The organism is Pseudomonas saponiphila (assembly GCF_900105185.1).
GTDB classification, from domain to species: Bacteria; Pseudomonadota; Gammaproteobacteria; order Pseudomonadales; family Pseudomonadaceae; genus Aquipseudomonas; species Aquipseudomonas saponiphila.
The window spans coordinates 2,064,112-2,078,124 of sequence record NZ_FNTJ01000001.1; the positions used below are offsets into that span (position 1 = coordinate 2,064,112).

Consider the following 14,013-nt stretch of genomic DNA (forward strand, 5'->3'; position numbering starts at 1 on the left):
ATTCGCAAGAGCGCGTGCTCAGCGCAGCCAATGGCCTTCGATCCAGTACCAGTTCGGCCCGCGGGCCTGCCAGTGCCCGGGCACCCACTGGCCGCGGCGCATCACTGGCTGCCAGTGGCCCGGCACCCAGACATAGCCGCCTGCGTGCCAGCGCCAGTGGCCGCGATCCCAGGCGTAACCGGGACGGGCCATGGGCGGCGCTTCGTAGCGCATGGGCGGCGGGGCCTGCTGAATGATCACGGTCTGGGCGAAGGCCGGGCTGCCGGCCAGGGCCGTGAAGGCCAGGGGGATCAGCAGCAGGGTGCGAAGACGTGGCAGGCAACGGGCAAGCTTCATGATGGCTCCTTCAGGCCTGCGTTCGCGATTGAACGCAGCTGATGGGTTCAACGATAGGTGGCCGAAGAATCCGTCGCGGGGAAATGCACGTTTATCCGCGCCCGGTTCAACCGCGGTTCAGCGAGCGGGCCAGGGGACTGATACGGGCCGTGGCGGAGGGAAATATGTCGGCGGTGGCGGCGACGGAAGTTGCCAGGGGGAGCCGTTCAATCGGTAACCCTGTGCAGCAGCGGCGAGGTTGGTCGGCGCCGCACAGAGGTTGCATCACTGAACCCTTGAGGAATGCACCATGTCCCGTCGTATCGCACTGCTGATTGTTATGGCCACGATGCTGTCTTTGGGGGGCTGCGTGGTTTACCCCGGGCACTATCATGGCTGCTGCTACCGCTATGGCTATTACCGCTAGGGCACGGGGCGGCACGCCGGTGTGGCCAGTTGCTTGGCTAAGCCCCGCGGGCCCGGCACAATCCTCGACCTTGCAGGGCCGGCACCGGCGTCGCGCCGATGGCCGGCATGCCCCGGGAGTGTGGAGGAAGGTGGATGCCCGTCTTGGAACAGCAGGACCAGGCTCAGGACCCGGATGCGATTGCGCGTCCGGTGTGCGCCCTGCGCATCTCAATGCAAGAAGAGCGCTGGGAACGACCATGGCACAGTCATCGCAAGGCCCAGTTGCTGTTTCCCGCGGGCGGTGTGCTCAGTTGCGAGAGCGCCGAGGGCCTGTGGCTGGCGCCGCCGCAGTGCGCGGTGTGGATTCCCAGCGCGATCGAGCATCGGGTCCAGGGGCTGGAGAATGCCCAGGGCTATTGCCTGTTGGTCGAGCCCGAGCACGCCCGTTCATTGCCTCAGGCCTGCTGCACCCTGGTGATGTCGCCGCTGTTGCAGGAGTTGCTCAAGCGCTGTGCGCAACTGCCGTTCCTGTATGACCAGGACGGCGCCGCCGGGCGCCTGGTCGCGGTGACCCTGGATGAGCTGGCGGTCGCGCCCCGCGAGCAGATCCACCTGCCCATGCCCCAGCATGCACAGCTGCGGCGTCTGGCCCAGCAGATCCTTGAACAGCCGCAACGGCGCCTGAGCCTTGGGCAGTGGGGCGAGCAGATCGGCCTCAGCGAACGCAGCCTGAGCCGCTTGATCGTGGCCGAGACTGGTCTGAGTTTCGGTCGCTGGCAGCGCCAGTTGCACATCCTCCTGGGGCTCAGGCAATTGGCTCGGGGCGACTCGGTGGAGTGTGTGGCGCTGACCCTGGGCTATGACAGCGCCAGCGCCTTTATCCGCATGTTCAAGAAAGCCGTGGGTCAGCCGCCCGGGCGATTTTTTGCCGAACGTCGCCAGGCCCTGGAGGGCGACCAGGCTCTGTAGCCGCAGGTGCCCGTTCGCAGCTTGCGGCAGCGGCCAGATCTGGCCGGATTGGTCAATAACTTGTCGATCTCGGCTGATGCGGACAATGGTGGGCAGGAAGATGATAAGCATTCTTGTTTGTCAGATTCTTGAGGTGTTCCCATGTACTTCGATCATCAGCATTTTCCCCTGGTCTGGATGCGTCGCGCCGAAGGCGCAGGGCAGCCGGGAGTCGATCCTTTCCAGCAGTTGGAGGGGCTTATGCAGCGGGCTCAGGCCTTTGTCCTGATGAGTGATGTGCTGCCTGAGCCCGAGCAGCGCAACAGCGCTCAGAGCAAAGCGATGCTCAAGCAGGGCTCGTTGTGGATGAAGCGCAACAAGGCGGCGATCCGCCGCTGGATCAAGGCGATGATCGTCATCGCCCCGCAGCCGGAGTCACAGGCCCGGGTCGAGGCGTTTGCCGACAGCTATGAAAAGTTCTGGGGCTATCCGCTGTTGCACAGTGCCTCGCCGCTGGCCGCTGCCGCCATGGCCCAGCAACTGCTGAGCCCACCGCGCGTCAATCAGCACAACTGGTAGTCCCAGTCGCTTCAGGTGCGCAGGTGCTCGGGGACGTTGGCGCTGAGCACCTTGCCCATGCTGATCCGGGGTTCAACCTGATAACCCAGGGCCTGGTAGAAGCCCTGCACCGCGGCGTTGCTGCTGAGGATCTGCAGGTTGATCTTCAGGCAGCCGCGGGCTTGCAGGGCCTGTTCGCCGTGGTGCACCAGGGCCCGGCCGGTGCCGAGCCGGCGCTGTTGCGGGTCTACCGCCAGGGAGTACAGCCAGCCGCGGTGGCCGTCGTAGCCGGCCATCAGGGTGCCGACGACCTGCCCTGAGGCCAGGGCGACGAAGAACAGCCCGTCATCCACTGCAAGCTTGCGCTCGATGGCCAGCTCCGGCGCGTTGTGGGCGGTGGCGTAACCGAAGACCCGCTGCCACAGCTCGATCACGGGCTGGCGGTGCCGGGTGTTGCAGTATTCGACGAGTTGGATCATGGCGTGGGCTCGGTGATGGGTGGGGGGCGGGTTGCGGCGGCCGGCTGGTTTCAGTCTTGATGGCCGGGCCAGGTTTCGGTGGGGAAATAGGCTTCCAGCCCCGGCTCACGGTGGTCCACGCCGTCCCGGGTCCAGTAGCAGCTCAAGCGCGAGTAGTTGTCCAGGTCGCCGCGGACCAGGCAGGTGGCGCTTTGCCCGGGCTCGCTGAAGCGCAACACATCGGCCTGGGCGATATTGGCCCGTTCCACCTTGCCGATGGCGCTGGTGGTCTGGCCATTGATGGTCTTGACCAGAGTCAGGGCCTGGTTCTCGTAGCGGATCACCGCGGTGCCGGAGTAGGTCGGGCCACCGTCCGGCTGCTTGCCGATCAGCATGAACTGGCCGGGCACCATGCTGTAGTAGATGTGCTGGTCCTGATCTTGTTCCTGCTTCTGCGCGGCCTGGGCCGCGAGGCTGGACAGCAGCAGGCCGAGAAGGGCGGCGCGGGAGAAATGCGGCATTGGTGCTCACTCCTGTTGAGGCGGGGGGCCATGATTCCAGACTGGGTGTTGCAGATAAATGCCCGGGCGGCTAGCGATGTTCGATCACCAGGATCGCCATGGTGTCGGCCTCCAGGGCTTCGAACACGTGCGGCTGGTCGGCGCTGTAGCGGATGTAGTCGCCGGCATTCAGCTTGACTGGGTTGTCCGCCGGTCCGGCCAAGGCCCGTCCGCGGCCAATCACCAGATGTTCCACGGTGCCCGGCAAATGAGCCTTGGATTGCCGCGGCTGGCCGGGTTGCACCCTGAGGCGGTACAGATCGCGCTGTGCTCCGGGTGGGCAGTGGTCCAGCAGGGCGGCCGCATAATGGGCGTCCTCGGCGTGGGCGGTGGTGCCTTCATGGGCACGGATGACCTTCAACTGATGCGTCGGCTGCTCGAAAAAGCGTGTGACCTGCAGGCCCATGGCCTGGGCCAGGGCCCACAGGGTCTCGATGCTCGGGTTGCCCGTTCCGGCTTCCAGCTGGGACAGGGTGGACTTGGCCACGGCCGCCCGCTTGGCCAGTTCCGAGACGGAAAGACCGGCGTTCAGACGTTCGCGCTTGATGGCCATGGCCAGTTGGCCAATAGGCGAAAGGGTACTTGCTTCGTTCGTTTTGTCGTTCATTTGTCTGTTAAATCATCCTTGTTTCTCTTGACGTCGATAAAATACGCCGTTCATTATATCGTCTGATTGTTCGATATAAAAACAAATGGAGTGTCCTGGATGAGTGTGCGGCACTGGGCAAGTTCATGGGGCTGAGCCTGCGGTTGGTGGTGATTCCGTATCACGAGATCTCTCTGGCGGTGCATTGCCTGGCCCACCTGCATCAGTGCCTGGGGGATTGGCTGGTGGCCGGGCAGACCCACCTGTTCGTCGAATCACCCCGCTGGTACAGCCGCTAGCGCCGGAGGGAGCGGCACTTAAACCTTGAGCACCTTGCCGCTGGCCGCCACCGCCAGCAGCAGGACCGCGATCAGGCCGAAGGCCAGGCTCAGGCTGCTGCCATGGGCGATGAAGCCGATCACCGCGGGGCCGGCCAGGATGCCGGCATAGCCCAAGGTGGTGATGGCCGGCACGGCGATGCTTTCCGGCATGACCTGCTGCTTGCCCACGGCGGTGTACAGCACCGGCACGATGTTCGAGCAACCCGCGCCCACCAGGGCATAGCCCAGCAGCGCCGCTTCCCAGGCCGGGGCCAGGGTCGCCAGCAGCAGGCCGGCCGCCGCGGTGCTGCCGCCGATGATGATCACCCGGCGCGCCCCCAGGCGATGGACGATGGCATCGCCGGTCAGGCGACCCAGGGTCATGGTCAGGGCGAAAGCGGCGTACCCCAGGCCGGCGTAGGCGGCATCCAGGTTGCGCTCGGCGGTGAGGAATACCGCGCTCCAGTCCAGCACCGCGCCTTCGGCGAGAAACACCACGAAGCACAGGCAGCCAATGAACAGCACCACGCCGTGGGGCACGGCAAAGGCCGGGCCCGGACTCTGGCTGCCGTAGGGCAGCATGTGCGGCGCGGCCTTGAGCAGGGCCAGCAGCATCAGGGCGATCACCACCAGGGTCGCGCCCAGCGGCGACAGGCCCAAGCCAAGCAAGGCGCTGACCCCCGCGGCGCCGACAATGCCGCCCAGGCTGAACAGCCCGTGGAAGCCCGACATCATGGTCTTGCCGCTGGCACGCTCGACGATCACCGCTTGCAGGTTGACCGTGGAATCCACACCACCCAGGCCGGCGCCGAACATGAACAGCGCGGCCATCAGCAGCGGGATCGAGCTCAGGGTCGCCAGCAGCGGCAGGGCCAGGCAGATCAGTAAAGTGCCGCCGGCCATCACCCGACGGCAACCGAAACGCCCGGCCAGGGCCCCGGCGATCGGCATCGCCAGGATTGAACCCACCCCCAGGCACAACAGCAGCAGGCCCAGGGTGCCTTCGTCGAGCCCGGCCCGGGCCTTGGCGTAGGGCACCAGCGGGGCCCAGGCGGCAATACCGAAACCGGCGATGAAAAAGGCGATGCGCGTGGACATCTGTTCGAGGCGGCCGGGGGTGGCCTGGAAGTGGGTGTTGCTGGCAGTCATAAAAATCCTTGGCGATCAGGTGCCAGCGAGGGGGGCAACGCTGGCTGACCGGTTGTGCTGTCGCACCGATCCCTTGTTCGTGCAGCCTGGTATCGGTGGCGCCTTCAGGAGGCTTCGAGGGTGGCCGAGGGGGATTGTGACAAAACTATCGGTTGAAGGTTGCAGAAAAACCCAACCGGGCCAGTGATTGGCCGGCCCATGGTCGCGCTGGCAATCGTTGCGGGCATTTCACGGCCGGGGGCCGCAGGAACAAATAATAGTGCGCAGGTGAGACGTCTATTGCGCATAATCGGCGGCTTTTGCACAAAATCATTCCACTGTGCGCCGTTGTTTTCCGGAGTTGCGCCGTTCATGAACACCAGTCTCGATGCCTATGACCTGAAGCTGCTCGCCGAGCTGCAACGCGATGCCAGTACCGCGCAGAGCGAGCTTGGCCTGCGGGTCAACCTGTCCACGGCGGCGGTCAACCGACGGCTCAAGCGCCTGATGGACGAGGGCGTGATCGAGCGCTACACCGCGCAAGTTGCCCCGGATGCCCTCGGCCATGAGCTGAGCATCATCGTCGAGGTGGAAGTGGAGAGTGAGCGCATCGACCAGATCGACGCGCTCAAGCGCAGTTTCCAGGCCTGTCCCCAGGTCCAGCAGTGTTACTACGTGGCCGGTGAATGTGATTTCGTGCTGATTTTCTGCGTGCGCAACATGGCCCAGTACACCCAGCTGACCCGCGAGCTGTTCTTCGACAATGCCAACGTCAAGCGCTTCAAAACCCTGGTGGCGATGAGCCGGGTCAAGGTCGGACTCCAGGTGCCCACCGACGGTTGAGGCTCAGGGGGTGTGCAGTGCCTGCACCAGGAAGTCGATGAACACCCGGACTTTCTGTGACAGGTGGCGCTGGCTGGGGTACAGCGCGTAGATCTGGCGGCTGGGCAGGCGCTGTTCCGGCAACACTCGCAGCAGTTGACCACTGTCCAGCAGCGGTTGGGCGACAAAGCCGGGCAGGGCGCCGATGCCCAGGCCGGCTACCAGCATGTCGCCGAGCAGCAGGCTGTTGTCCACGGCAAAGTGCACCGGCAGCTCCAGCCGGGTCTGGCCTTGCGGGCCCTCCAGTTGCCAGTGTCCGGGATGCTCCGCCAGCCGGTAGGCCAGGCAGCGGTGGCGCCGCAGGTCGGCAATCGCGCGTGGTGTGCCCTGGGCCTGGAGATAGGCCGGTGCGGCGCAGATCACCTGCTCAACCTGTCCCAGGTGGCGCGCGATCAGGGTCGAATCCTCCAGTTGCCGGCGAATCCGCAGGGACACATCGAAGCCTTCGCCCACCACATCCAGCACCTGATCGTTGAGGGTCAGGTCCACCTGCAATTGCGGGTAGCGCTGCATGAACGCCACCAGGATCGGCGACAGCACCTTGAGCCCGAACGACATGGGCGCGTTGACCCGCAGGCGGCCGTCGGGTTCGTGGCTGCCGGCCTGGGTGGCGCGCTCCAGGGCGTCCAGCTCATCCAGCAGATGACAGCATTCATTGAAGTAACTCTGCCCGGCTTCCGAGAGGCTCATGCGCCGGGTGGTGCGCAGGATCAGCAGACTGCCCAGGCGCTCTTCCAGTTGCCGCACCTGCTTGCTGACGGCGGCGGTGGAGTGTCCGAGGTCGGCGGCGGCCTGGCTGAAGCTGGCCCGTTCCACCACCCGGCGAAAGGTGCGCATGGCCATCAGTACATCCATATTGTTTCCCCAGGGTTGAATATCTATCCACGAATCGGCTGATTATCTCTGATTGATCCCTCAATACCATGAGCACTTCATTTCACAGGAGTGTTGTCATGGCCCATCACGCAATCTCGAAGATCCTCCCCGGGGTGCTCGCCCTGGCCCTGTTCAGCGGTGCTTGCAGCGCCGCCACTGCGGCCCGCGCCGAGGTGGGGATCAGCCCTTGGGGGCCCAAGGATGAGATCGGTCGCTTGAACCTGATCACCCCTGAATCCCGGGCGGCGATCATGGCTCGGGTCAGTGGCGAACAGGCCTACGACCTGGCAGTGGACTACTTCATTGGCATGCCCAGCTGGCAGGCCGCCGGCGACCCGCCGTACCAGATGTGGATGACCCACACCCCCCACGGCAATGTGGTCGCCGATCCGATGCAGGTCGGCGAACCGATGAACCAACACGTCAGTTACAGCGGTTCGGCAGTATCGATGTACGCCCACATGGGCACCCATATCGACGCCCTCAACCACTTCGGCCTCAACGGCAAGATCTGGAACGGCTACCGCGCCGATCAGCACCTGGGGGACCGTGGCTGGAACGTCACCGGCGCGGAAAAGCTGCCGCCGATCATTGCCCGCGGGGTGCTGATTGATGTGGCTGCGGCCAAGGGCCAGGAACAGCTGGCGGACAGCTACCGGGTGACCCGCGCCGACCTGCAACAGGCCCTGGCCAAACAGAAGGTGGCGCTGGAAAAGGGTGATGTGGTGCTGATCCGCACCGGGCGCATGCGCGACTACGACAATGCCCAGCGCTATATGGCCAACCCGCCGGGGCTGAGCCTGGATGCGGCGAAGTTCCTGGTGGAAGAGGGCGGCGCCATGGTGGTGGGGGCGGACAACCTCAGCTTTGAAACCTTCCCTTCCGAGGTCGAGGGCAATTACCTACCGTTGCACACTTACCTGTTGGCGATGCAGGGCGCGCCGATCATGGAGCTGGTCAACCTGGAAGGCCTGTCCCGGGACAAGGTGTACCAGTTCGCCTTTATCGGTGCTTCACTCAAGCTGCGCGGTGCCGATGCCGCGCCGATCCGGCCCATGGCCTTGCCCATTCGTTGAATGGGCGAAAGGCTTTTGCTCAGGAGATGAACATGTCTACCGCGCTTTTTTCAAACCCGGTGCTGCGCCTGTCCAACCCGCCCGGGCTCTATGATCCCAGCGCCAACGGCTATTCCCATGTGGCGCAAGTGGCCGCCGGTGCTCGTCTGGTGTTCATCGCCGGGCAGGGCGGCGAAACGCCTGACGGTCAGTTGGCTGCGGACTTCGCCGCCCAGGTGTGCCAGGCCCTGGCCAACTTGCAGACCGCCCTGGCCAGCGTGGGCGCGGAGGTCAGCCAGGTGGCCAAGCTCACGGTGTTGATCGTCGATCACAGCCACGAGCGGTTGGCGATCTTTGGCCGCCAGTTGCAGGCGCTGTGGGGACCGGCGGCAACCCCGGCCTGTACCCTGATCCCGGTGCCACGCCTGGCCCTGGACGGCATGCTGTTCGAAATCGAGGCGATTGCCGCCTTGCCGTCCTGAGCTGGAGCTGACCTCTGGTGGAGCCGCTGCATTCTGCGTAATGTCAGCGGCTCGTTTTTCCGGAGGCGGTGTCATGGCGGGGTTCTACGATGCACGGGGCAATATTTATCGGGTGGTGACGCCCGCTGCGCTGCGTGGCCTGGGAATTGCCTTGCCCGGCAATGCGGCCCAGGCGGCCCGGGACCGGCGCCTGTGGGCGGAACAGGCGATCGCCGCGCTCTGCGACTGGGCGCCGGGCACCCGCCCGCCCGGGGCCAAGGCCCACCGCAGCGACGGTCTGCTGGTGGGGCCGTTCCAGGCTCAGGCGCCGTTCGACCTGTTGATCGTCAACACCGACGGCACCCTGGCCGAACGCAGCGGCAATGGCCTGACGATCTTTTCCCAGGCCCTGGCCGACCAGGGCCTGCTGGCCACCCAGGGACCGACGCTGTTGCAGGTGCACCACGACCAAGCCACGGGCGCCTCGCCGCTGGCCACTGTGGTGGAGCCGGCGCAAGTGGCGGGGCAGCAGGGCTTCTGGCTGGATCTGGGCCAACCGGCCTTTGGGCCCGAGGCGGTAGCGGCGATAGGTGTCGAGGCCGTGACCTTGAACGGTCGCGAGCTGAGCCGGGTGGCGCCGCTGCAGGCGCTGAACCCGGCGTGGGAGCACAGTCAGTTCGTGCGTATTGGCAACCCCCATTGTGTGACCCTGGTGGAAGAAGCCGACGCCTTGCCGAGCAACCCGCAGATGCTTGCGGCGCCGCTGGCGCAAGGGCTGACCGCTACGGCTTTTGCCTTGCCCCAGGGCAGCGGCGAGCCGTGCCCGGCGGGGGTTAACCTGCAATGGGCACTGCGCGAGTCGGCGCAGCGCATCGTTGCCCGGGTGTTCGAGCGCGGCGAAGGGCCGACCGCGTCGTCGGGCACCAGCGCCAGCGCCGTGGCTTGTGCGGCGTGGCGGGTGGGCTGGGTCAAGGCTGGCGAGGTGCAGGTGGTGATGCCTGGCGGCACAGCGCCCCTGATGTTGCAAGAGCGCGATGGGGTGTTGACCCGGGTGAGCCTGTTCGGCACGGCGCTGGCGCTGGCTGAGTGAGGGCGCTGGAGTTGCGGTGGCGTAGTGCAAAACGGCCGGAGTTCCTATAGCGTGGCGTCCGCCTCGGCTCATCTCCCGCTACGGCCCACCTCTCTGGAAAGGATTCGACATGCAAAAAGGAATGCCCCGCCGAGCCTTGCTCAAAGGCTCGGTCATGGCCCTGGGGGCTTTAGTCGCTGGCAGTCTTGGCGGTTGCCTGACCAGCCAGCTGTACGAAAGCCGCGCCAGCAATGAGGTCTATACGGAAACCGTGAGCCAGTTCTATATCACGGCGGACGCGCAGAGCTTTGTCATCCTGGGCAAGAAGTACCACTACTTCGTGAGGGTCGATCCCGAGTTGCTCAAGGCTATCCAGTCGGACCTGCACGGAAAAATGCAGGCCGAGTTTTCGCAGATCCTCGTCAATGCGGGGCAGAACCTGGACGGTAACCTGCTCCTGAGAATTCCCGGGCTGGACCAGCTCGACGCCCGGCAGGTCGATGAAGCCAAGGCGTTGGGCTTCGTCGTGGCGACGTCGCAAAACGCCTTGTTGCACCGCTATGCCATTCGCGGCAGCCGCTTTAAGTCCAAACGGGATATCAGCGCCTACCAGGCCAACGCGTTGAACAGCTCCTACACCTTGAATTTCTCGGCGTACCGGGAGAAGAGCAAGGTCGGCCAGGTGCTGTTGACGCCGGTGACCCTCACCGCGGATGGCGTGTTGACGATCCTCGCCTTGCCGCTGTTGCCGGTGGCGTTCATGGCGGCCCGGCCGTTCCGGGTCAAGTAAGGATCGCCGCGATCAGTCGCCGGCCAGTTGCACCTGTGCCATCTGCCGCTGCATCAGCACCTTGCCGTGGCGGATCGAATACAGCGGCAGGCCCTGGCTGCGGAGCATTTCGTAATCGCTGTCGGCCGAGAGGATCAGCAGGTTTGCCGGTCGACCTTCTTCAATCCCGTAACCCTCGCCCAGGGCCAGGGCCTTGGCGCTGTTGTCGGTGACCAGGTCCAGGGCGTTCTGCAGGTTGCGGTAGCCGAGCATGTGGCAGATGTGCAGGCCGGCTTCCAGCACCCGCAGGATGTTGCCGTTACCCAGGGGATACCAGGGATCGACGATTGAATCCTGGCCGAAACAGACGTTCATCCCGGCATCCAGCAGCTCGTTGACCCGGGTCACGCCACGGCGTTTCGGGAAGCTGTCGAAACGCCCCTGCAGGTGGATGCTTTCGGTGGGGCAGGAGACGAAGCTGATGCCCGAGTGCCCCAGCAGGCGGAACAGCTTGGCGCAGTAGGCGTTGTCATAGGAGCCCATGGCGGTGGTGTGGCTGGCGCTGACCCGCGAACCCATGTCGCGGCTGCGGGCTTCTTCGGCCAGCACTTCGAGAAAGCGCGAATGCGGGTCGTCGGTTTCGTCGCAGTGCACGTCCACCAGGCAACCCGTGCGTTCGGCCAGATCCATGAGGAACTTCACCGAACTCACGCCCTGGTCGCGGGTGTATTCGAAGTGGGGAATGCCGCCCACCACGTCGGCGCCCAGGCGGATGGCTTCTTCCATCAGCTCGCGGCCGTTGCGGAACGATTCGATGCCTTCCTGGGGGAAGGCGACGATCTGCAGGTCGATCAGGTGCCCGGTCTGCTCGCGCACCTCAAGCATGGCTTTGAGGGCGGTGAGGTCCGGGTCGGTGACGTCGACGTGGGTGCGCACGTGCTGGATGCCGTGGGCGGCCAGGGCGCGAATGGTCTTGTGGGCGCGGGCGCGGGTGTCTTCGGCGGTGATGCTGGCCTTGCGCTCGCCCCAGCACTCGATGCCTTCGAACAGGGTGCCGCTCATGTTCCAGCGTGGTTCGCCGGCGGTGAGGGTGGCGTCCAGGTGAATGTGCGGTTCGACGAAGGGCGGCACCACCAGGTTGCCGCCGGCATCCAGGTGCTCGGGGCCGAAGGCCGGGACGGCGCCAGAGGTGTCGGGGCCTTGCAGGACAATGCGGGCGATGCGGCCGTTTTCCAGGTGCAGTTGGTGCAGACCTTCACGGTGGCGCAGGCGGGCGTTGGTGATCAGCATCGGGGCAATTCCTCGAGTCGGGCAATCAGTGGTTGCGCCGTGAGATCCGGGCGCTGGCCCTTGCCCCACGGTCATTGGACTGTCCATGCGCCAGCCGCGACAAGGCCGCTGGGCAGGTACAGGGTGTTGCGTGACCGGGCCATGATAGACCCGGAACGCCTTGAATGAGCAAGGTGCGGGTTCAGCTCCGAGCCTCGGCGCCAGCGGCGGAGCGGGCGCCCAGCCAGGCGCTGAACAGGACATGACTCAGGCTGGCGACGGCGATCCCCACCAGCGGTGCGACCCAGGGCGAGCAGAACGCCGCCAGGGTGCCCAGGCCGTAGGCGGCCAGGCCCGGCCAGTTCCAGTCTGGCAACTGGCTGTCGGCCAGGCGCGGATAGCGGCCGCGCCAGCGATAGAAGAAATCCGCCATGATCACCCCGCCAATTGGCGGAATCACCGTGCCCAGCAGCACCAGATAAGGCACCAGCAAGTCGTACATGCCGAGCATTGCCAAGAGGGTGCCGATCAGTGCGCCCACCAGAGTCACGGTTTTGCGCCGGTCGGTGCGCAGCAGGTTGCAGCCGGCCACGGCGAAGTTGTAGATGGTGTTGTCCTGGGTGCTCCAGATGTTCAACAGCAGCATGGCCATGGCGGCGCTGGCAAAACCTTGCAGCAACAGCACTTCGACCACGTCCGGCTGCTGGTAAACGATGGCGCCGTAGGCACCGATCAGCACCATCAGGCCATTGCCAAGGCAGAAGCCGATCAGGCTGGCGCTCACCGCCACCCGCGCCGAGCGCGAGAAGCGGGTCCAGTTGGTGGCCTGGGTCGCGCCGCTGACAAAGGTGCCGAACACCAGGGTCAGGGCGGTGGACAGGTCCAGGCTGGCGCTGGGCGTGAGGGCCAGCAGGCCGTCGAGACCGCCGACCTGGGTGGTCGCCACCGCCATCGACAGCACCAGCAGCAGCCCCATGGCCGGCACGGCGATCCACGACAGGATCTCCAGGCCGCGATATCCGATATAGGCGGTGGCGCAGAAGGCCATGCCGAACAGCAGCATCAACCCCAGCACCGCGCCCGCATCCAGCTGGAAGTACTTGCCCAGCACCACCGCGGCGGTGGCGGTGCCCCAGGCGTACCAGCCGACCTGAGTCAGGCCGAGGATCAGGTCGCTGAGCTTGCTGCCCCGCTCACCGAAGCAGAAGCGCCCCATCAGCACCGTGTTCAGCCCGCTCCTGAAGGCGATGTAGCCCAGGCTCGCGGCGTACACCCCCAGCAGCAGGTTGCCGAGCAGGATCACCAGCAGCAGGGTGGTGAAGTCGAACGCCACCCCCAGCTTGCCGCCGGCGAACATGGTGGCGGTGAAGAAGGTGAAGCCCAGCAGCACCATGGCCATGGAGGCCAGACCCTTGCGGGCGTGCGGCGGAACTTCGCTCAGGGGGTAGTCGTTGCCGGGTTCGTGCTGGGTCATGGGCCTGTCCCTGGTCGCTGAGTGATAGCCGGTTGCTGCAGCCGGCGTGCCAAGCGGACTGACAACCGGGGAGCTGCCCGGCAGGTATAGACGATGGCGGGCATTCAGCCACGGGTGAGCGCCTGCAAAGGCACGAAAGCGGTGCAGGCGGCGTCATCTTGAGTCACGCCGCTGTGGATCAGTCGAACAGCACCTGGGTGGTCTTGCCTTGCTGAAAGTCGAAGGCTTCCTGGATATCCCGTTCCACGGTGCGGCCCAGGGACAGCGGTGGCAATTGCTCGAGGGCGAAGAAACCGGCGTCGGTGGCTTCGCTGCCGGCCACCGGGGCCGGGCCGCCTTGGCGCTCGCAGAGAAAGTACAGCTTGTAGAAGTCGCGGTGGTCGGCTTTGTAGGGGCCCTTGGCCTTGTGCCGGACGCCGTACAAGGCGCGTACCGCCACCTCAAGCCCGGCTTCTTCGTGGATTTCCTTGATCACGTTCTCGCTGGCCGACAGGCCGACATCGGCATAACCGCCCGGCAGGGCCCAGAGACCGTCGTGCTGTTCGCGCACCAGGAGGATCTTGCCGTCCTCGATCAGCGCGCCGCGCACTTCGACCATCGGTGTCGAGTAGCGCTGGGCGAAGTCCGACACCAGATCGGTGATGCGTTCCAGGGGCACGTTGCCCAGTTGCGCCAGCATGTCGTGGGCGATATCGGCGATTTCCTGGTAGCGCTCGCGGTCGTGCACGTCCTTGCAAAAATGCAGGCCGGTGGAGGCGATGGCTTGCAGGCGTTTGGCGTGGGTCAGCCAGTGGCTTTCCATGAGAGGGGTTCCTGCGACGTCAGAGAGAAGGCGCCTGTTTTAAGCCCTTGGCGGCCAGGGAGCAAGCGCCACGCC

At 65.3% G+C, this 14,013-nt stretch carries 17 protein-coding genes; 8 read left to right on the forward strand and 9 right to left on the reverse strand.

Annotated features, from left to right (window positions below; translation table 11 throughout):
* Positions 1-18: 18 nt before the first annotated feature.
* A complete protein-coding gene (locus BLV47_RS09655) occupies positions 19-336 on the reverse strand; it encodes a YXWGXW repeat-containing protein (protein WP_092312643.1) in 318 nt (105 codons plus the stop codon).
* 540 nt (positions 337-876) lie between these two features.
* Here BLV47_RS09655 and BLV47_RS09660 point away from each other — a divergent pair.
* Positions 877-1,692: an AraC family transcriptional regulator gene (locus BLV47_RS09660; RefSeq protein ID WP_092312646.1), complete on the forward strand. Its 816-nt coding sequence runs from the start codon at positions 877-879 to the stop codon at positions 1,690-1,692.
* A 141-nt stretch (positions 1,693-1,833) separates the two neighbouring features.
* Entirely contained in the window at positions 1,834-2,250 is a 417-nt protein-coding gene (locus BLV47_RS09665) for a hypothetical protein (RefSeq protein WP_092312649.1), read from the forward strand.
* An 11-nt stretch (positions 2,251-2,261) separates the two neighbouring features.
* Here BLV47_RS09665 and BLV47_RS09670 read toward each other — a convergent pair whose 3' ends face one another.
* From BLV47_RS09670 to BLV47_RS09680, 3 genes are all read right to left on the reverse strand, one after another.
* A complete protein-coding gene (locus BLV47_RS09670; protein ID WP_092312652.1) occupies positions 2,262-2,708 on the reverse strand; it encodes a GNAT family acetyltransferase in 447 nt (148 codons plus the stop codon).
* A gap of 50 nt (positions 2,709-2,758) precedes the next feature.
* Positions 2,759-3,208, reverse strand: coding sequence for a hypothetical protein (locus tag BLV47_RS09675; protein ID WP_092312655.1), 450 nt, complete (start codon positions 3,206-3,208; stop codon positions 2,759-2,761).
* A gap of 70 nt (positions 3,209-3,278) precedes the next feature.
* Positions 3,279-3,854, reverse strand: a complete 576-nt coding sequence (locus BLV47_RS09680) for a helix-turn-helix domain-containing protein (RefSeq protein WP_092312658.1) — start codon at positions 3,852-3,854, stop codon at positions 3,279-3,281.
* A gap of 125 nt (positions 3,855-3,979) precedes the next feature.
* On the opposite strand from BLV47_RS09680, the gene BLV47_RS36120 reads away from it, so the two are divergent.
* Positions 3,980-4,132, forward strand: a complete 153-nt coding sequence (locus tag BLV47_RS36120) for a hypothetical protein (RefSeq protein ID WP_167365634.1) — start codon at positions 3,980-3,982, stop codon at positions 4,130-4,132.
* Positions 4,133-4,150: 18 nt separating this feature from the next.
* On the opposite strand, the gene BLV47_RS09685 is transcribed toward BLV47_RS36120, so the two are convergent.
* A complete protein-coding gene (locus BLV47_RS09685) occupies positions 4,151-5,302 on the reverse strand; it encodes an MFS transporter (protein ID WP_092312661.1) in 1,152 nt (383 codons plus the stop codon).
* Between the two features lie 351 nt (positions 5,303-5,653).
* On the opposite strand from BLV47_RS09685, the gene BLV47_RS09690 reads away from it, so the two are divergent.
* Complete coding sequence (locus BLV47_RS09690) at positions 5,654-6,124, forward strand: Lrp/AsnC family transcriptional regulator (RefSeq protein ID WP_092312664.1); 471 nt, start codon at positions 5,654-5,656, stop codon at positions 6,122-6,124.
* A gap of 3 nt (positions 6,125-6,127) precedes the next feature.
* Here the strand turns inward: BLV47_RS09690 and BLV47_RS09695 are convergent, their stop codons facing one another.
* Positions 6,128-7,018: a LysR family transcriptional regulator gene (locus BLV47_RS09695; protein WP_092312667.1), complete on the reverse strand. Its 891-nt coding sequence runs from the start codon at positions 7,016-7,018 to the stop codon at positions 6,128-6,130.
* A 98-nt stretch (positions 7,019-7,116) separates the two neighbouring features.
* On the opposite strand from BLV47_RS09695, the gene BLV47_RS09700 reads away from it, so the two are divergent.
* The 4 genes from BLV47_RS09700 (at position 7,117) to BLV47_RS09715 (ending at position 10,414) form a co-directional block, all read left to right on the forward strand.
* The gene (locus tag BLV47_RS09700; protein ID WP_092312670.1) at positions 7,117-8,115 is read left to right on the forward strand and encodes a cyclase family protein; all 999 of its coding nucleotides are present in this window, start codon (positions 7,117-7,119) and stop codon (positions 8,113-8,115) included.
* 32 nt (positions 8,116-8,147) lie between these two features.
* Positions 8,148-8,576 carry a RidA family protein gene (locus BLV47_RS09705; protein ID WP_092312673.1) on the forward strand — a complete coding sequence of 143 codons (429 nt, stop codon included), beginning with the start codon at positions 8,148-8,150 and terminating at the stop codon, positions 8,574-8,576.
* A 73-nt stretch (positions 8,577-8,649) separates the two neighbouring features.
* Positions 8,650-9,645 carry a diaminopimelate epimerase gene (locus BLV47_RS09710; protein ID WP_092312676.1) on the forward strand — a complete coding sequence of 332 codons (996 nt, stop codon included), beginning with the start codon at positions 8,650-8,652 and terminating at the stop codon, positions 9,643-9,645.
* Positions 9,646-9,754: 109 nt separating this feature from the next.
* Positions 9,755-10,414, forward strand: coding sequence for a hypothetical protein (locus BLV47_RS09715; protein WP_092312680.1), 660 nt, complete (start codon positions 9,755-9,757; stop codon positions 10,412-10,414).
* A 12-nt stretch (positions 10,415-10,426) separates the two neighbouring features.
* Here the strand turns inward: BLV47_RS09715 and codA are convergent, their stop codons facing one another.
* The 3 genes from codA to BLV47_RS09730 all read right to left on the reverse strand — a co-directional run bounded on the left by codA (position 10,427) and on the right by BLV47_RS09730 (position 13,938).
* Positions 10,427-11,683, reverse strand: a complete 1,257-nt coding sequence (codA, locus tag BLV47_RS09720; protein ID WP_092312684.1) for a cytosine deaminase — start codon at positions 11,681-11,683, stop codon at positions 10,427-10,429.
* A gap of 181 nt (positions 11,684-11,864) precedes the next feature.
* Positions 11,865-13,136 carry a cytosine permease gene (gene codB / locus BLV47_RS09725; RefSeq protein WP_092312687.1) on the reverse strand — a complete coding sequence of 424 codons (1,272 nt, stop codon included), beginning with the start codon at positions 13,134-13,136 and terminating at the stop codon, positions 11,865-11,867.
* A 178-nt stretch (positions 13,137-13,314) separates the two neighbouring features.
* Entirely contained in the window at positions 13,315-13,938 is a 624-nt protein-coding gene (locus BLV47_RS09730; RefSeq protein WP_092312690.1) for an NUDIX hydrolase, read from the reverse strand.
* Positions 13,939-14,013: the final 75 nt, after the last annotated feature.